This is a genomic window from Nocardia sp. NPDC051832 (assembly GCF_040681285.1).
Lineage (GTDB): Bacteria > Actinomycetota > Actinomycetes > Mycobacteriales > Mycobacteriaceae > Nocardia.
This window is the reverse complement of sequence record NZ_JBFAYL010000001.1, coordinates 1540061-1557935: the sequence shown is the minus strand read 5'-3', so window position 1 is coordinate 1557935 and position 17875 is coordinate 1540061. Positions and strand designations below refer to the sequence as shown.

The window sequence follows — 17875 nt, the reverse complement described above, 5'->3', positions numbered from 1 at the left end:
TCCTGGCGTGGTTCTTTACGAGGTAGAACCGCCGGTGCGCCAATCGTTGAGGCGCTTACCGAGCTTGGTAACGGTGTCGCCCACTTCCTGGCCCACCGTGCTCACCGCGGCCCCGACGTCCTTGCCGAGGTTGCGCACCGTGCGGATCAGCGGATCCTCGGACTCGTCGAAGCTCTGCTTGTAGTTGCGCGCCGCTTCCTTGATCTCCTCGCTGATCCGCGCGTTCTTGTCGGTGTCGCGATGCGGATAGTGCCCGTGGATGATCCGGTCGTACTCCCCGGACTGGATCCAGCGCCGCAGCTCGGCGGCCCGCAGCACCGAGAACGGATGCGACTGCAACTCCAGATTGAGCAGCTTGAGCACCCCGTCGCGCAGATCGCCGGAGCGTTCGTAGTCGTCGGCCTGGGCCAGGAACGCACCGTGGTTCATCTCCTTGACCCAGGTGCCGCCCGCGGTCTTCATGTGCACCCGCACCGAGGCGTCCACGTCCTGCCCGCACAGCAGCCCGGCCCGGTCGCCGGACAGTTCGGACTTGCGGCTCCACTCCATCAGCGCCGCGACGATCGCGCGTAAAGCCCAGCCGCCCACCGGCATCCAGCCGATATTGGCGGAGATGCGCAGCAGGTGCATGAGCATCGTGCGGTAGACCGCGTGCCCCCAGGATGTTCTATAGGGCAAAAGTAGACTGGGCGGTATGAAACCCCAGGCCAGCATAGTTGGAGCACGTATCTACGCCCGTGTTTCGGATGATCGTTCAGGTTTCGCCCGGTCGGTAGATGAGCAGCAGGCCGACAACCGGGCAGTGTGTGAGCGGCACGGCTGGCAGATCCTCGGGGAGTACTCAGACAACGACATTGGCGCGTCCAAGTGGACTAAGAAGAAGGTTCGCCCGGAGTATGAGCGGCTCAAGGAAGACATCCGGCCCGGCGAAGTCATTGTGTTTTGGGAGGCATCCCGCAACACCCGAGACATGCCTGTGTATTACGCCCTGGAAGACCTGTGTGCCGATCTTGGGGTGATGTGGTGCTTCAGTGGTCGGCTGCTTGATCCGCGTGACCCTGATGACCAATTCATGGGCGGGTTTGAGGCGCTGCTAGCGAAGCGGGAGACGGACCTAACTCGTAAGCGTGTGCTTCGCACGATGAAGCAGAACGTTGCGGATGGTAAGCCTCATGGCAAACCACCGTTCGGGTATGACGCGATCAGGGATCGTATGGGCAGGCTTGAGGGTTGGGAGATCAATCCGAAGCAGGCTGCTCTGATTCGTGAAGCGGCAGACCGGATTACGGAGAACTCTGAGGGTGTCATGGGGATTGCTCGTGACTTCAATGAGCGGGGGATACCGACACCCGGCGGTGCGGCTGCTGCTGGCACACGGAAGCAGAACGGCAAGGTTGCTCAGGGTTGGTCGAACACCACGCTTCGGCGGTTGTTGATGAATCCTCAGATCGCTGGTCTTCGTGTCCATGAGAAGCAGGCCGTTGGGCAAGGCACGTGGGAAGGCATCATCACGGAGGGGCAGCATTACCGCCTGGTTGCGATTCTGGGGGACTCTGGGCGGCTCTTGCACCGTGGGACCGACCCGAAGAACCTTCTTGCTGGTATCGGTCGGTGTGGCGGCTGTTCAGCGTTGCTTGTTCGGAACACTTCCGGCGGCAAGCAGTACTACGGCTGTCCTGACTGTGGACTGTTCACGCGGCCCGTTCACTACATAGACCCGATGGTTGAGGAAGCGGTCATTTTGTGGCTTGAGCGGTTCGACGTAGCCCAGTACGCGGCCAAGTCTGACCCGGCGGCCAAGGCGGACGTTACCGAGCTTGAGGAGTTGCGGGCGCGGCTGGCTGATTTTGAGGGCAAGGCTGTTGAGGGCACGGTGTCGGCGGATGCGTTCGGGCGGATTGAGGCCAAACTGTCGGCTCAGATCGTTGAGGTTGAGAAGCGTTTGCGGCACGCGCACGCACCTGTTCCGGGGCTGTCGGAGGTGGCGGGTCCGGACGCGCGGAAGGCTTGGGGTGCGTTGGATATGAAGCGGAAGCGGCAGATTGTTGCCGGGGTGGTCACGGTGTTGTGTGATCCGCTTCCGGATGAGTTGAGGTTGCGGCGCAGGTTCCTACCTGAGTATGTCCGGTACACCGACTGGCTGACATAGAGAGAATCCCCCAAAACCCAAGCGGTTGAGGGGGATTCGTTTTATGTGGATAGCAGTCGGGCAACCTTGGTGAGTGCATCCAAGGAGGGTGTTGGTGCTTGCTCGACCTGTTTTCGTAGGTATGCGACCACTTCGGGGGGAAGCGTCGGTGTCATGCATCTAATGGTGCGGATGCTGCCGACTGGCTACGCCCTTGGTGACGCTGTTAGGAAGCCTCTGGCCTGGCGGTTTGCTGTGGGTTGTTGAGCCTTCTTGTGCGCCTTTTACTCGTTTGAGGTGGCTTCTGGGGTGGTTAGGTATCCGTTCTCGATGAGGCCGAGCACTGGCGGGTGTCCGTAGGCGCGGCTGATGGCGATTACGGTTTCTGCGGGTAGGCGGTTGCGGCTGACCTGCTTGTAGAGGGCGCTGTGTTCGATGCCAGCGCGTTCGGCAACGGTCCGGTAGCTCTCACCTTGGGTGATCTGCTGGTACCAGGATGCGGCGGCTGATTGCTGATGTGTTGCTGTCATGCAACAGAGCATGGACTGTTGACGTTTGGCAACGCAACCCAAGCGTCCACTTGGTGAGGGCTGGGCTGTGAGTGCTTCGCGGCGTGACCTTGGGGTTGCTCTCGCGAGTGGTCGGGTGTCTGTGTCTGGCATCACGTGAGCAACGGCAATGGCCGGGGCGCAACTAGTCGCTCATGGGGACTCGATTAGACCGCACCGTATCGGCGCAGTGCCAGCGGAGATGTCGCACCGAATCGAGGAGGACTGTCGAGTGTGGCCAATAGGTTCTAGCGCATGTCAAACACACGATTCGAGGTCAATCGACACGGCCAACCGGTAGGCAAATACGCCTCAGCCCATGACGCACTATTCCGCTCCAAACTTTCCCCTAGAGGGAAATCTGTAGTCGGGTACCTCCTAACCCACGATGACGGTTCTAGTCCCGCACGGGCGCACATGGCCGCCGTTCTGGGGATGGGGAGGAATGTAGTCACCGGCGCGATTCGTGACGGGGAGGCCGCCGGGTACCTGGTGTTTCAGCCGGTAATCGGTCCTGACGGTAAACGGGTCAACTCCGTGTGTCACGTCAGAGAAATTCCCTTCCCCCCTCAGGTGCGGGAACAGCTACGGGAACCGATCCATCAATCCCAGTGAACGGGGGAGCAGTAACCAATGAGCGACACAACCGAGAAGCAGCACAAGACGCGGGGCTGGGTAAAGGTTCCGCATTCCCTCCACGCGGGGGAGGCTGACGCTCACATGATCAGCACCTACTACGCCGTCGCATCCTTCGCCGATGGACGGACAGGAGAGGGCTCTAGAGCGGGCCGTAAGGCTATCGCCAAGCGTGCGGGTATCGGGAACCTTAGAACCTTGAGCCTAGCGCTGGATCGGCTTATCGCGCGGGGTTGGATTGAAGAGGTGGGGCGTCCGGGCAAGAGCAGTCTTTACGCCTTGGGTGAGCCCGACCAGGATGACCTAGAGCAGATTTGCCCTACGTCAGATTTGCTACCGGTAGCAGATTTGCCCTACGTACCTAGAGCAGATTTGCCCTACCACCTAGAGCAGATTTGCCCTACGAATAAGAATAACTATCAAGAACCACTATCAAGAGAAGACCCTAAAGGGTCTTCAACTACAACTAACGTGCGCGAGCGCGTCAACCCAGAGCAGACACCCGAGAGCATTCGAGATCTCATCTGGAATCTCACCAAGGGTCCATACGTTCGACCGTATGAGGTCAATCAGCTGTGGACTGATCGGGACAACCTTGGTCGCTATCAGGAATCTGCTGATGTTGAGTTGTTGGTGGGTTTGCTCGGTGATGTTGAGACTCTCTATGAGTCTCGCCTCTGACTGATCGGATGTTGGTTGGTCTGTGGCGCGGAGCAGCGATCAGTGCTTGTGGAGTGTTGATCGGTCTGGGGGTTCTCCTGAATAGACCTGCTCAGTGTTTGGCCTTCGGCCGTCCGTTCGTAGATGTGCCCTTCTGATCGCGTCTTTTCCCTCCGGGCCACAGTTCATCCTTAGTTATGGCCTTACGGCCATTCTGAGCGCATTGGGTGTTCATCTGGGATATGTGCTCAGGAAGCTGATTAAAGTCTCTCAGCGTTCGATCTGGGGGGCTGGGATCAAGGGTTGAGAATGAATGACATCTAGCTCGGTTTGCATTGTTGGACCTTCTTCCGGAAACGGGAATATATGTGATCCGCGGCACAGGCCGGGCTGAGGGTGCCTAATTCAAACGCTGAGCCATCAAGACATTAATCCGGGGCATGTCCCCAGAAATCCAATCCTGATCGCTCTCCGTTCGATCTAGGGGGTAGGAATCAATATCACCGAAAGGGTAAGTCATTGGATGCCGAAGCATTCCGGCAACTCCTCGCTGTCAGAGAAGCAACACCAACACCCGAGCAAGCAGAAGCAGCACAACAAGCCAACGAGCTTCAGGCAATCGAGGAACAGCTAATACATGACGACATGGACGCTCATGAGCGGAGCTTGCAAAGGTACCTAGGGTCGGACTATCCGGACCCGTGGCTGAACAAGTGGGACGCCATGAGGCTTACTCGGCGCAGTTGGCGAACCATCCAATATTGGCGGTCACACGGTTGGCTCAGGACCGGTATCACCGGTCAACACGGCGAAAGAGTCTTCAAACGCAAGTCCCTGATCAATGCTATGCGCAAGGCGCGCGAATGCAAGGACATGCAGGCATACATGCCTGGATGGGGTAGGGGAAACACTGCCTATTATCTAGTTGCTGAGGCTGTAGCGGATTATCCGGAAATGGACGCACAACAGATTGCCAACGTGGTCGGTATCAGGCGAGATACAGCCATGAAGCATCTCAGAACTATTCGACCAACTGTCAGAGTTCTAGCGAAGGATCGAATTCGGGAACTTCTCACGGAGCACCCAGGGCTTACCAATAGAGAAGTAGCGGAACGATTGGGCATTTGCGCGGGTACGGTCAGGGCGCACGCTGAACCGATCAGGCGTGAGATAGACCCTCATCGGTGTGTGGACAGGCGAGCCGCGACGGAATCTCTAATCCGCACGATATTCAAGGGGAACCCAAAGTTGAGCAACTATGAGGTTGCCAAAATGGTGGGACTGTCAAAGGTGACTGTGAGTAAGTATGCGGTAGCTATCCGCCGTGAGCTAGAGGCTGAAGGCTATGAGGTCTCCAAGCGGGGCCGCTGAACAATTCAACTAGGCGCTCGTGGAGATTTATCTGTCGGCGCATACTGATATAGTTTTGTCAACGCCGGAAACGGCAACAAGCTCCTTCTCAAATCAATAGAGACACTAGTACTAGTAAACGGTAGAGGACTGTCCGAGGAATCGGATACGTCCTCTATTTTCATGCCCAAAACAGGGAAGAGGGTAACCATGCATGGATTATCCGTGGATGTCATACGGCGATACGGGAAATCCTCCCGATGGCAAATAGTCGTCGCATTTCCGAACTGGATTACCAGACTCAACCAGGCCAGCGCAAGAAAGCTCTGCGACATTATCGCAGACCTCCTAGAAGATGCTGAAGAAGCTCAATCCGGACGTTGGCACGGCAAGAGAACCACATGCGGGGGATTGCAAATCAGCAAGCTCCGCCCAGATGGAACCGCAATCGACACAGACACGCCCGTCGTTCTAGGCAAGGCGCAAGCTGAATATCTTGAGCAGATTCTTGACGAAGCACTGAACTTGAAAGAGGAGCAACGTTAAATGGCGCACAGTCCAAGATGGGAACACCCTAAACGCTGGCGGGATAACCCGGACTACCGTTCGATCCTCGGCGGGGGAGTCATCAATAGAGCCGCTATCGCGCACATTCCAGATGATCAATGGTATGTGCCGAACCCTGTCGGATGGACCGATCCGCGATGACAGAACAAACCCCAGAAGACGCAACCGAAAGCGGAAGCGTGCTTGTCTACACCACCGAGACACCGAAAGAAGAAAACTAATGGCAGTCAAGACCAACATCAGCGACCTTCTCACCCATATGACATCGGAATCCTACACCGGATGGCTAAACACTCGCTCTGAACAGTCCAAGGTCCGGGACATGATTACGACCATTGACGCGTTCGGCATTCCCGTAGGAAAAGCAGTCACCGAAGCAGCCGCCAACCTTGACGCCGTAGTTAAGCGCTATGACGCCGTAGTCGAGAAGCTCGAAACGCGAGCACTCACCATTGAAGACTATGAGCACAAAGACCACCTGAAGATCATCAGCGAGAACGCGGCCAAGGAGAAGGCACACGAACACGCTGTAAGCCTCCGTGAGGAAGCAATCGAGGAAGCCTCGAATCAGGTCCGTGTGGCCGCCTACGCCTCCATTCGCGGATGGATGGAAGGCTTGAACTCGATTTACGCCAAGGAGCACGACGGCCTTTACCTGGCTGAAGAGAACAGCCCCTACGAACCCCCTATTGAGGGCATTAAGCGTGCGCAGCGCCGCGAAACTCTAGACGGCCTCTACCAGGAATTGCGGGAACTCGGCAACCTTGGAAAACTGGAAGCTCACACCCTCTGGGATGGGATGATGATCTCCCGATACGAATTCACCGGCGAACAGATCGCACTCACCGGCGGAGAATCCAACATCCGGAATATCGGCGCACCAGACGGGCACATGCGAGGAATGGCCGAACTGGCCTCTAGCGTTGGCGCTAAGCCCCGCCTATTCGTTGGCACACCGGGCGAGTTCCGCGAAGAAGTCGCGCGCGTCAGGCGAGAAGCCAAGATTGCGGTTGGTGGCTACCCGGAAATGACCGGCCACGAGTATGGATCGCTCCGGGACTATTTCATTGAGGCACACCAGGCCGACCGGCTGGAGGAGCACAAACAGAGCATCGTTGAGATGAGTGCGGCTGCGAATGCTTCCGCAAAGGCTCAGGCCAAATACTTCCAGGAAGCCAGCAAGAAACGCGAAAACCAGCAGTAACTAGCACACATTTGATGGGGGATGGTTCACGCGATCATCCCCCATTCTAATTCAGGAGAACCGGAATGACGCCGCCAGAATGGCTACATACCTACCTGACAACCAACGGCACAGTAGACAGAGCGAAGCTCATGGACGACGCCGACCAGGCAGGGTATAGCAACGATCAGATGCAGCGCGCAGCAAAACGGCTCGACGTTGTATACGAGAATGTCAGCACAACCCCAAGGCGAACCATGTGGAGCCTGCCCGGAAGGGAAGAAACCCCACAGCAAGGCACACAGCCGCGAGAAAACATCCCTGAGACAGACAATGCCGAACTGAACGTGCTCTATGTCGTCAAGGAGCAGCTTGAGGACAGGCTCATACAAGCCAGCCCCGGCACAATCTCACAAATCGCCAAACAGCTACGCGACACCGTAGCCAAGATTGAGGAAATCAAGGCAGCACAGCCCTCAGTTCAGGACAAAGCTGTTTCTTGGCGCGTTGACATGCTGAAAGCCGCTAGATTCACTCCTAACGCCATTTCAGTAGTGGAGGCATACCCGAACAGCCTAGGTGGCCGTCAGCTCCTTAAATTGGCTCTCAAGGAGCTTCTCACGATTGAGCGGGTAGAAGTCCCCCAGGATGAGACCGAAACCAATGCGGTTCGATCATTCCTTTACGCGAATGGGCTGCTTCAGCCAAAAGAAGGTAATGGCATCGTTGATGAAGATGATGCCGAATATTCGAGTGAATAATATGCACGATGGTCGGTCGGGAATTCCAGTCATGGCGCTTTGTACCAAGCAGTCATGGCGCGGAATTTCCGCAGGTCATTTTTAATCGTTGCAGTCATGGTGGGGTTTATCACATTGACACGCGCGAGAAGCCCAGGCCCTTATGGGCGCATTGTGGAGGGCTTGTAGGGGTCCCTCCCCACCCCTATTCTCAACGCTCCCGGACTTTAATTGCTGGGTGATGGTTCTGTATGGATGGGGATATTCTGAGGCTTTAGAACGGCACAGAGAATGCACCTATTTTGCTGTGATGAATACCACAAGCCGCGGTGACCCTACCCCTCCTTTTAAATATGGCTTTGTACCAAGGTGTCGGGTGGTTCAAAGAATTGCATCCCCCTACTTCATGCGCATATTCATGCATGATCTGATTGCCTATTCATGGTGTTTATGCGCTCGTGTTGTATGCGCTTAATGTGTGCTGTTTGATCCTATTGTTTATGGTCTCCTCATTTGTTTATGGGGATTGGTTGAAAGGATATTGTTGGTGAGTATTGTTGAGGGTGTTCTACGCTCTAATATGTGTGTGGCTGATAAGGCTGTTGTTGTTGAGGCTCTGATGCTTGGTGGCTTCAATGGTGTTGTGTCGGGTATCGGTGGTGGGGTTGTGCCTGCCCCTGCTCCCCGTGTGTCGGCGGGGATGGTTGGTCGTAAGTGTGGGGGTTGGTCGCATGTCTGAGGATTGGTTGAGTGCCGCTATCGCTAACCATGATGCTGTGAAGGCTGATGAGCATGACCGGCTTATGGGGTGGGGTAAGTACCATCCGGACGCTATTCAGGCTGCTGCTGAGGCTGAGGAGCGTGCTGCTGCCGCTCGTGCTCGTGTGGTTGCCAGCAACAAGGATTGGCTTGAGGGGAAGGTTGAGGCTCACCGGCGCGCGATGATGCCTGCTGCGGAGCGTGAGGCCCTTGAGTCGGCTGAGGCTGTGAAGGCTGCTGAGGATGAGCGTTACCGGCGGTGGCGTGTGAGTCATCCGAATGGTTACTGATTGAGTTGATATGAGTGAGCCCCTGGCTTGTCCTGTGAAGGATGGGCTAGGGGCTCTTTTGCTATGTGTGCCTTGATGGTTCGGGGTGTTTCCTCGAATGATGTTGTGCCGCAACTGATCTACATCCGCCGGCCTCGGTAGATCCCCAGGTCAGGAGCGTGTTTCGTTCAGGCTTGTATCACGTAGGCCCGTGCGAACCATGTGCCGATCTGGGCTTTGTGAAGGTGTCCGGCTATCGCCCGGTCTCCTTGTACCGCCATGGTGGCGTGAACGTGCACTATCCCATCGGTGATCTCTCCGATTGCGTGCATCTCGGCGGGAAGCTGGTAGGTGCTGATGTTGTCTGCGGTCGCATCGTGTGCGGGCATGGTCGAGATGGTGAACGAGTCTGCGGCTCCGATGAGGCTGACTATCGCCCCGTTGGTGACACCGGCCCAGTTGGCTTGCTTGGTGATCTCTGAGAGGAGTTCGCCGTTCTTCACTTCAAAGACGTGCATGGTCGGCACGGTAGATCCTCCTGTGTCGGCTGGCGGGTCTTCAAGGGTCTTCAGTGTTGGCCGATCAGTGGGGACAGCTTGGACAGCATCACTCCTGAGCACCATCTAGCCCCGGCATCGTGGGGGTTGAGCACTTCAGCTGAGAGGCGTTGTGCCACAAGCAGAGGTGATGGTGTGAGTGTGGGTGTGTGTATGTAGGTGCGCGCGGTTTCGTGGTCGATTCCGCAGATGCGGGCTACTACTGCTGTCAGGTATCGGTCTCTGACTGGTTCGTCGCTGGTGAGCAGTTGGCACACTGTTCCGGCTGCTTGTTGTCCAGGGAGTTTGGCGAGTATCCCGGCGGCGTTCACTCTGATCACTTCGGATGGTTCGTCTACTGCCCATCGTGCGAGCTTGCGCCGTGTAGGCCCGTCCAGTTGGGCCGCTAACGCATGATCTACAGCGTGTGAGGTTTGGACTGTGCCGAGTGGGTTGGGGTCTCCTCCGGCGAGACTGGCCGTGAAGTCGCTGAGTAGTACTGCGTTGGATGCGGCTACCACTGTGGCGGTGAGGAAACTTCTCCGGTTCACATCCTGATCATTGCTCAACCCGATTCCAAGGGCACGCTCATATGCGGCAACCACTTCGGGGGTGACTGCCCGTGCACCGGTCTCAACGTTCCCTAGGTGGGTTTTGCTGTATTTGGTTCTCGCGGACAGCTTTCCGAGTCCGATGCCTGCTTGTTGTCGGACTTGTCTCAGCTGTTCCCCGGTTACCATTCATCCCCTGAATGTGAAGACCCTTGATGACTGTTGTCCCTGCTGGTCTGGGGTGACGCTACCTGTAAGCATCCTCTGCCGGAGGTTGTTCACCTAGTCGTTTCAAGGGCAGGAGACCGGCCGTGACGTATTCAGATTCAAGAGGGCATCCGAGAAGGCTTGGCGCGATCAGTCATCACGCGGGGCAGGACAGGCTGTGTTGATTCGTCGCACCCGCGAGGGGGTTCTGTACCGCACTGAGACGGCTGAGGGGCATCAGGCGACGTGGATTCTCGTTGGTGGGGTTCCTCGGGTGACGTTCGTCCGTATCGCTGGGTCCACTGAGACGGCGTATCGGTTGTGGGATGACGGTTCGCGGTCTCCGATGCCGAATGAAGATCCGGGGGGTGTGTGGTTCAACCAGTCGAACTATCCGCTCCTCGGGAAGGTCAAGGAGTGGCTTCCGGACCACATGAAGTTGTGGCTTGCTGTGTCCTCTGAGTATGTGGAGGAGTCAGCGAAGCTGCGCGGCCCTGGATGCATCAAGGGGCGCATGGATGTGGTTCGTGAGTTCGGGGACGCCAGTTAGGTTCTGAGCTGCGAGTATCGGTGCGGGTGCCCCGTTCTATGCCCTATAGGGCGGGGTGCCCGGACAGCGCGTGCCCGAGCTCGTGGCCGATCACGAACCGCAGCTCCTCGGTATCCATCAGGTCGATGAGTCCGGTGGTGAGCACGATGAACGGCCGGTCCATGCCGATGGTCAGCGCGTTCACGTGCGGGCTCTGCAGCACGAACATCTCGGGTGTGGTGCGGGCGTCCAGGATTTCCACGCAGTCCTCGCGCAGCTGATGCAGGGCGCGGAACTGGCGCTCGTCCACCCGGACCGCGGTGGCCAGGTAGAGCAGCCGGTGCTGGCGTTCTTGCAGCAGCCCGGACAACGTGCGCAGCACCGTGTCGAAACCAGCCAGCGAGCGCAGCGTCACCAGGGCGGTGCGATCGGCGGGATGCTCCCACGCCCGGGTGCTGATGCCGGGCAGGCGATTTCGGACGCGGTCCGGGGTGTTGTCGGTGGAGCTGTCGTTCATGGGATCGGGTTCCCCCCTCGTGCTGAGCCGTGAATCGAGATATCGGCTCCCAGTCTGCCCGCAACTTTCGGCGGCGTCTCCCGGGTTTCCGCACCGGCTGGAAGGGGTATGTGTGAGATTCGGCAGGATTCGAGGCAACCGGCACCGCTCTGTTAGAGTCAGCCCGTGTCTTCGAGTGTCGTCCCCCAGGTCCGCCATGAACTGGCGTTGATCGCGGTCGGCAATCTCGCTGTCGCGGATATCCTCTGTCGCTGATCGGCGACCGGATTCCGCCGCGCGTCCCTGCCTGTTAGACCGGCGCGCCCCCTCGCGGCCCGATCCGAACCCCGACGGCCGCTCGGCCGAAGTCGCGCCACTGTCCGCGTATCCGCACGGCAGGTCTACCGATTTCACAGTCTTCGCTCCGCCATGATTCCCCGAACGGAAATGGCGGTCTCAGAAAGGTCCACCCGCAGATGTCTCGCAATTCTCGGCTCTCGTCGCGCCGCCGGTTCGCCGCGGTCGCCCTCACCACCCTCGCGGCCGTCACCCTGTCCGCGTGCGGCGGCGGAGCCAGCGACACGGTGGGCGGCACCGCCGCCGACGGTAGCGGCGGCACGCTGAACCTCTACGCCTACGCGGTCCCGAAGCCGGGCTTCGACAAGGTCGTGCCCGAGTTCAACAAGACTGACCAGGGCAAGGGCGTCTCGATCAACGCCTCCTACGGCGCTTCGGGCGACCAGTCCCGCAAGGTCAAGGACGGCGCCGAGGCCGACGTGGTGAACTTCTCGGTCGAGCCCGACATCACCCGCCTGGTCGACGCCGGCCTGGTCGACGCCGAATGGAACAAGGGCGCGACCAAGGGCATCCCGTTCGGCTCGGTGGTCGCCATCGTGGTCCGCAAGGGCAACCCGAAGGGCATCAAGGACTGGGACGACCTGCTCAAGCCCGGCATCGAGGTGGTCACCCCGAACCCGTTCAGCTCCGGTTCGGCCAAGTGGAACCTGCTCGCCCCGTACGCGGCCAAGTCCGACGGCGGCAAGAACCCGCAGGCCGGTCTGGACTACCTGAGCCAGCTGATCTCCAAGGAGCACGTCAAGGTGCAGCCGAAGTCCGGCCGCGAAGCCACCGAGACATTCTTGCAGGGCACCGGTGACGTGCTGCTGAGCTACGAGAACGAGGCGATCTTCTCCGAGCGCAACGGCGACCCGATCGAGCACGTCATCCCGCCGACCACGTTCAAGATCGAGAACCCGGTCGCGGTGCTGAAGAACAGCAAGAACCTGGAGAAGGCCGTCGCCTTCCGCGACTTCCTCTACACCCCGGCCGGTCAGAAGGCGTGGGCTCAGGCCGGCTTCCGCCCGGTCGATCCGCAGGTCGCCGCCGAGTTCGCCAAGGACTTCCCGGCCCCGGGCAAGCTCTGGACCATCGATGACCTCGGCGGCTGGAAGACGGTCGACAAGGAGCTCTTCGCCGCGAACACCGGCTCGGTCGCGGTCATCTACGACAAGGCCACCAAGTAGCGCTGCGTTGACCGCACAGCGTGCCGAGGTGGCCCGGCGCACATCCGCGCCGGGCCACCGCTTCGCCGCTTCCAGCACACGGGATACTGATCGACTGTGACAGACAGCAACACCGCCGAGCTAGGCGCCGCCGCGGGCGGCGGCTCGGCCGAGTTCGACAAACCGGCCCCCGCCCCGGGCCGGCGTCCGCGCCTGTCCTGGTTGCGGGTGACCGGTTCGGTCGGCCCGCTCGGTATCGCGACCGCGGTGCTGTGGCTCAGCATCATCGTGCTGCTGCCCATCGCGGCGCTCACCGTCACCTCGTTCGAGGACGGCTGGTCCGGCTTCTGGGACGCGGTGACCGCGCCGGCGGCGCTGGATTCCCTGCGCATCACCGTGTTCGTCTCGGTGATCGTCGCGATCATCAACGTCTTCATGGGCACCCTGATCGCCTGGGTGCTGGTGCGTGACGACTTCCCGGGCAAGGGCATCGTGAACGCGCTGATCGACCTGCCCTTCGCGCTGCCCACCATCGTGGCCAGCATCGTGCTGCTGTCGCTGTACGGGCCGCAGAGCCCGGTCGACATCCACCTCAATGCCACGCAGCCCGGACTGGTGGTGGCGCTGGCCTTCGTGACGTTGCCGTTCGTGGTGCGCTCGGTGCAGCCGGTCCTGATCGAGGCCGACCGTGAGGTCGAGCAGGCCGCGCTGTCCCTCGGTGCGGACAACTGGACCACCTTCCGCCGGATCGTGCTGCCCACGCTGGCGCCGGCCATCATCAGCGGCGGCGGCCTGGCCTTCGCGCGGGCGATCGGCGAGTACGGCTCGGTGGTGTTGATCGGCGGCGCGATTCCGCGCGAGACCGAGATGGCCTCGCAGTACATCCAGAAGCAGATCGAGATCGACCGGCCGGTGAACGCCGCCGCGGTGTCGGTGGCATTGCTGGTGATCTCGTTCGCGACGCTGCTGCTGCTGCGGTTGCTGGCCGAGCGCAGCGCGCGGAAAGAACAGGCCGCATCGTGAACCTCTCCTGGCTGACTCGGATCTCGCTGCGCACCGTCGCCTTGGCATATCTCGGAGTGTTGCTGGTCCTGCCGCTGGCGCTCATTCTGTGGCGCACGTTCGGCGACGGCATCGGCGCGTTCATCGATTCGATCAGTACGCCCGCCGCGATCTCGGCGTTCAACCTGTCCATGATCATCGTGGCGATCGTGGTACCGGTGAACGTCATCTTCGGCATCGTCACCGCGATCGCGTTGGTGCGGGGTCGTTTTCCCGGCCGGACGTTGATGCAGAGTGTCATCGATCTGCCGATCGCGACGTCCCCGGTGGTGGTCGGCGTGGCGCTGATCCTGCTCTGGGGCGCCAACGGCTGGTTCGGCGGTCTCGAATCCGCCGGTTTCAAGGTGATTTTCGGCCTGCCCGGCATGGTCATCGCGACGATCTTCGTGACGTTGCCGTTCGTGGTGCGCGAGGTCGAACCCGTCCTGCACGAGATCGGCGACGACCAGGAACAGGCCGCGGCCACCCTGGGCGCCTCCCGCTGGCAGACGTTCTGGCGGATCACCCTGCCCGCGATCCGCTGGGGCCTGACCTACGGCGTGGTGCTCACCGTGGCCCGCTCGCTCGGCGAATTCGGCGCGGTGATCATGGTGTCCACCGCGCTGCCCGGCAAGTCCCAGACCCTGACCCTGCTGGTGCACGGCCGATACATCAACGACCACAACACCTTCGGCGCGTACGCCGCCGCGACCTTGCTGATGGGAATCGCCCTCGTGACCCTGCTGTTGATGACCCTCCTCGAACGTAAGCGTGGCGCCAAGTGATCACCGTGACCAACGCGCGGAAGAACTACGGTTCCTTCGCCGCCCTGAACGACGTCAGCATCGACATTCCGGCCGGCGAGCTCACCGCCCTGCTCGGGCCCTCCGGTTCCGGCAAGTCGACCCTGCTGCGTTCGATCGCGGGCCTGGAGTCCCTCGACGGCGGCATCGTCAGCATCGCCGGCAACGACGTCACCCATGTGCCGCCGCAGAAGCGCGACATCGGTTTCGTCTTCCAGCATTACGCCGCCTTCAAGCACATGACGGTGCGCGACAATGTCGCCTTCGGCCTGAAGATTCGCAAGCGCCCCAAGCCCGAGATCAAGAAGAAGGTCGACGAGCTGCTCGAGATCGTCGGGCTCGACGGTTTCCAGCACCGCTATCCGGCGCAGTTGTCCGGCGGTCAGCGCCAGCGCATGGCGCTGGCCCGCGCGCTCGCGGTGGACCCGCAGGTACTGCTGCTGGACGAGCCGTTCGGCGCACTGGACGCGAAAGTGCGCGCGGATCTGCGCAAGTGGCTGCGCCGGCTGCACGAGGAGGTCCATGTGACCACCGTGCTGGTCACCCATGATCAGGAAGAGGCCCTGGACGTGGCCGACCGGATCGCGGTGATGAACGCCGGCCGCATCGAGCAGGTCGGCAGCCCGGAGGACGTGTACGACCGGCCCGCCAACGAATTCGTCATGTCCTTCCTCGGCGATGTGGCCCGGCTCAACGGACATCTGGTGCGCCCGCACGACATTCGCGTCGGCCGGGATCCGAGCATGGCGCTGGCCGAGCACGAGGGCACCGCGGAATCGGCGGGCGTCACCCGCGCGACCGTGGAGCGCGTGGTGCATCTGGGTTTCGAAGTGCGCGTGGAATTGCGCAACGCCGCGACCGGAGATCTGTTCGCCGCGCAGGTCACTCGCGGTGATGCGGAAGCACTGCGGCTTTCCGACGGCGAGACCGTCTACGCCCGCGCCACCCGCATCCCCGAGTTGCCCGCCGGGTAGTTCAGGCGCAACGGTTTTCGGTGTTCCCGGGCCGCGGCACGGTTATCGGCAAAAGCGACACGCCGGGTTAAATAACTCCTTTCGCGAAATGCCTGTGATCGAATATGGCGCATCAATTGAATACCTTCCAATTCGTTCGCCGTAGAATGCATGGAGACCATGACAACACGACTACCCGTGTTTGTTTCTACTGCGCTCTGCTGTGCCATAGCTGTTTTCGCGGCCAATTCCGCCACCGACACCAATATTCCCGGCGCCGGGCTCCGGACGTTCGATCAGCCTGTTCGGGCGGTCGTCCGCGCCGTCGAGATCGCCTGTCCGGACCCGTACGCCGATCTCACCCTGGCGCAGCTGCTGCCCACCGGAATGGCGGGCAAGCAGGAGCGATTCGCCCTGAATACCGAGCAGCTGCGCAATGCCCGCCGGATCGTCGACATCGTGGCGCGCCGGGGCATGCCGCCCTATGCGGCGGTGGTGGCGCTGGCCACCGCGCTCCAGGAATCGACGCTGCGCAATCTGACGGTGCCCGAGGATCACGATTCCCTAGGTCTTTTCCAGCAGCGGCCTTCGACGGGCTGGGGTACGCCGGAACAATTGACCGATCCCGGATATGCGACCGAGGCATTCCTGGACGCGCTCGAGGAGAAGGCCCCGAATTATTCGGCCGTACCGCTCTGGCAGGCCGCGCAGGCCACGCAGGCGTCGGCCTTTCCGGACGAGTACGCGAAATGGCAGGAGCAGGCCGCGCATCTGACGCTGGAGCTGCTGGCCGAATAGCCGCTCGCTCCGCCGCTTCCGGTCCGTTGTGCGGACGGCGTACCGGGAGCGGCGGGGGAGCCTTGGGGGCGGATCCGGGGCGCGAGAACGTGTATCGCCCGGTTGCTGCGAGTCCGCGCGAGCGGGCGGCAATCCGGCCGCGCGGGTCGCCGAAATCCGGCGCGCCAGACCAAGATCCACCGACCGGGCGGTCGGCCTGGCCTCCCGGGCAGGTCAGACCCGGTGCGCGCGGGTGACATGCAACAGGTGCCAGTGCGGTGGCATTGCGGACAATCGGATGTCCGGTGGTTGGCAGGCGGGTCGCGGAGTGGTTGCGTGAGTGGGGTTCGAAGCAAATCGGCTCGGCGATCAGGTGGATTGCGATGGCGGTTGGTCTCGGTTTGAGTATCGGTACGGTCAATACGGTTTCCGCACTGGCCGACGATCGACACGCCAAATCTCCCCCGGGCCGCCGCCGCGCGGCCGAGCGGGCACCCGCCATCACCCGGCGCACCACGCTCACCTTCGACAGCACCGGCCTGGCCCGGGTCGGCATGATCCCCAAGCACGGGCGCGCGATCACCGACTTCGCTGATCTGAGCCAGCGCACCGCCGCGTCGGCGCGGGTCGGGCACCGCGCGCTCACGCCGGCGGATCTCGTTGCCACGGTGGCGGATTGCCTGATCATCGAGGCGCGCCGCGATCCCCGCGCCGTCGCGGCGGGCATCACCCTGACACACCCGGTCGGCTACACCGATCTCCAAGTAGGGGACCTGCGTGCGGCTTTGGACGCCATCGGGCTGAATCGCGTTGGGCTGGTGGCCGAACCGATCGCCGCCGCGGCCTGGCTGGAGGCCGAACGTGGCCCGCTCATGCCCGGGCTGGCGCTGATCTACGACCTCGGCGGGTCCGGCCTCGATGTCACGCTGCTGCGGGTCGGTGCGGGTTGCCCGCGCAATCCGATCGTCGGCGTGCCGGTCCGCTCCGCCGACTTCGGCGGCCGGGCCTTCGGTTCGCTGGTCGCCGCGCGGGCGGGTAACAGCAGTCGCGCCGCCCACCTATCCGGTGACGTGCGCGGCGCGACGGCCGACGAACTGCGCACCGATCACATCCGCGCGTCCCTGGAACTGGTCTACCGCTGCCTCCGGATGGCGGACGTGACGATGGCCGACGTGGACTGCGTTCTCGTGGTCGGGGGAGCGGCCAGACCCAACGAGGTGCCACGGGTGCTTTCCGACGAACTGGCTCGCCCGGTCGTCATCGCCCCCGATCCCGAGCGCACCATCGCCGACGGCGCCGCCATCATCGCCCGCCGCACCGCCGCGGCCGGGGAAGAGCCGCCGGTCACCCGCAAACGGGTGGGCGCGCACCGCAGAGCCGTGGAATCCGAGCTGGTTCCCGCCTGGATGCGGCCGGTGCAGCGGTCTCGCGCCACCCGGGCACTCCTGTTCTCCCGGCGCACCCGGCGCAGGCTGACCAGGGCCGTGACGGCGGTGGGTATGTCCGCGGGCGGCGTCGCTCTCGCGTTCGCGCTGCCCGCCGACGCGGTGATCGGAGGTATGGGCATCCGCTGAGCGGGGTTGACGTCACCGTCCGTAGGTGTAACTATGGGATACACGTAAATCGGTCCCATGAGGAAG

17 protein-coding genes and 2 pseudogenes are annotated in these 17875 nt (G+C 61.3%); 14 read left to right on the top strand and 5 right to left on the bottom strand.

The window, feature by feature from the left end; all coding sequences use genetic code 11:
- Positions 1-15: 15 nt before the first annotated feature.
- Positions 16-657, bottom strand: a pseudogene (locus AB0M14_RS06975) (M48 family metallopeptidase); the annotation flags it as partial.
- A gap of 37 nt (positions 658-694) precedes the next feature.
- On the opposite strand from AB0M14_RS06975, the gene AB0M14_RS06970 reads away from it, so the two are divergent.
- The gene (locus AB0M14_RS06970) at positions 695-2149 is read left to right on the top strand and encodes a recombinase family protein (protein WP_364989718.1); all 1455 of its coding nucleotides are present in this window, start codon (positions 695-697) and stop codon (positions 2147-2149) included.
- 263 nt (positions 2150-2412) lie between these two features.
- Here the strand turns inward: AB0M14_RS06970 and AB0M14_RS06965 are convergent, their stop codons facing one another.
- Positions 2413-2658: a hypothetical protein gene (locus tag AB0M14_RS06965; protein ID WP_364989715.1), complete on the bottom strand. Its 246-nt coding sequence runs from the start codon at positions 2656-2658 to the stop codon at positions 2413-2415.
- A gap of 738 nt (positions 2659-3396) precedes the next feature.
- On the opposite strand from AB0M14_RS06965, the gene AB0M14_RS06960 reads away from it, so the two are divergent.
- The 6 genes from AB0M14_RS06960 to AB0M14_RS06935 all read left to right on the top strand — a co-directional run bounded on the left by AB0M14_RS06960 (position 3397) and on the right by AB0M14_RS06935 (position 8861).
- The gene (locus tag AB0M14_RS06960; protein WP_364989713.1) at positions 3397-3993 is read left to right on the top strand and encodes a hypothetical protein; all 597 of its coding nucleotides are present in this window, start codon (positions 3397-3399) and stop codon (positions 3991-3993) included.
- A 624-nt stretch (positions 3994-4617) separates the two neighbouring features.
- On the top strand, positions 4618-5343 hold the full coding sequence (locus AB0M14_RS06955) for a winged helix-turn-helix transcriptional regulator (RefSeq protein WP_364991372.1): 726 nt from the start codon (positions 4618-4620) through the stop codon (positions 5341-5343).
- Positions 5344-5547: 204 nt separating this feature from the next.
- Positions 5548-5868: a hypothetical protein gene (locus AB0M14_RS06950; protein ID WP_364989710.1), complete on the top strand. Its 321-nt coding sequence runs from the start codon at positions 5548-5550 to the stop codon at positions 5866-5868.
- A gap of 241 nt (positions 5869-6109) precedes the next feature.
- Positions 6110-7093, top strand: coding sequence for a hypothetical protein (locus AB0M14_RS06945; protein WP_364989707.1), 984 nt, complete (start codon positions 6110-6112; stop codon positions 7091-7093).
- Between the two features lie 65 nt (positions 7094-7158).
- Positions 7159-7833 (top strand): hypothetical protein, encoded by a 675-nt coding sequence (locus tag AB0M14_RS06940; RefSeq protein WP_364989704.1) that lies wholly within the window; start codon positions 7159-7161, stop codon positions 7831-7833.
- Between the two features lie 710 nt (positions 7834-8543).
- Positions 8544-8861, top strand: coding sequence for a hypothetical protein (locus tag AB0M14_RS06935; RefSeq protein ID WP_364989700.1), 318 nt, complete (start codon positions 8544-8546; stop codon positions 8859-8861).
- A 167-nt stretch (positions 8862-9028) separates the two neighbouring features.
- Here AB0M14_RS06935 and AB0M14_RS06930 read toward each other — a convergent pair whose 3' ends face one another.
- The 3 genes and pseudogenes from AB0M14_RS06930 to AB0M14_RS06920 form a co-directional block, all read right to left on the bottom strand.
- The gene (locus AB0M14_RS06930; RefSeq protein ID WP_364991369.1) at positions 9029-9358 is read right to left on the bottom strand and encodes a DUF296 domain-containing protein; all 330 of its coding nucleotides are present in this window, start codon (positions 9356-9358) and stop codon (positions 9029-9031) included.
- A gap of 50 nt (positions 9359-9408) precedes the next feature.
- Positions 9409-10116, bottom strand: coding sequence for a helix-turn-helix transcriptional regulator (locus tag AB0M14_RS06925; RefSeq protein ID WP_364989697.1), 708 nt, complete (start codon positions 10114-10116; stop codon positions 9409-9411).
- 623 nt (positions 10117-10739) lie between these two features.
- Positions 10740-11180: pseudogene (locus AB0M14_RS06920) on the bottom strand (M48 family metallopeptidase); the annotation flags it as partial.
- Positions 11181-11345: 165 nt separating this feature from the next.
- On the opposite strand from AB0M14_RS06920, the gene AB0M14_RS06915 reads away from it, so the two are divergent.
- From AB0M14_RS06915 to AB0M14_RS06885, 7 genes are all read left to right on the top strand, one after another.
- Positions 11346-11435, top strand: a complete 90-nt coding sequence (locus AB0M14_RS06915; protein WP_356970960.1) for an Ms4533A family Cys-rich leader peptide — start codon at positions 11346-11348, stop codon at positions 11433-11435.
- Between the two features lie 200 nt (positions 11436-11635).
- A complete protein-coding gene (locus tag AB0M14_RS06910; protein ID WP_364989693.1) occupies positions 11636-12682 on the top strand; it encodes a sulfate ABC transporter substrate-binding protein in 1047 nt (348 codons plus the stop codon).
- Positions 12683-12874: 192 nt separating this feature from the next.
- Positions 12875-13684: a sulfate ABC transporter permease subunit CysT gene (gene cysT / locus AB0M14_RS06905; RefSeq protein WP_364991366.1), complete on the top strand. Its 810-nt coding sequence runs from the start codon at positions 12875-12877 to the stop codon at positions 13682-13684.
- Positions 13681-14487, top strand: a complete 807-nt coding sequence (gene cysW, locus AB0M14_RS06900) for a sulfate ABC transporter permease subunit CysW (protein ID WP_364989690.1) — start codon at positions 13681-13683, stop codon at positions 14485-14487. The genes cysT and cysW overlap by 4 nt, the downstream gene beginning before the upstream one ends.
- Complete coding sequence (locus AB0M14_RS06895) at positions 14484-15479, top strand: sulfate ABC transporter ATP-binding protein (RefSeq protein WP_364989686.1); 996 nt, start codon at positions 14484-14486, stop codon at positions 15477-15479. Before cysW ends, AB0M14_RS06895 begins: the two co-directional genes overlap by 4 nt.
- A gap of 177 nt (positions 15480-15656) precedes the next feature.
- The gene (locus tag AB0M14_RS06890; RefSeq protein WP_364989683.1) at positions 15657-16256 is read left to right on the top strand and encodes a hypothetical protein; all 600 of its coding nucleotides are present in this window, start codon (positions 15657-15659) and stop codon (positions 16254-16256) included.
- Between the two features lie 362 nt (positions 16257-16618).
- The gene (locus AB0M14_RS06885) at positions 16619-17809 is read left to right on the top strand and encodes an Hsp70 family protein (RefSeq protein WP_364989680.1); all 1191 of its coding nucleotides are present in this window, start codon (positions 16619-16621) and stop codon (positions 17807-17809) included.
- Positions 17810-17875 lie beyond the last annotated feature (66 nt).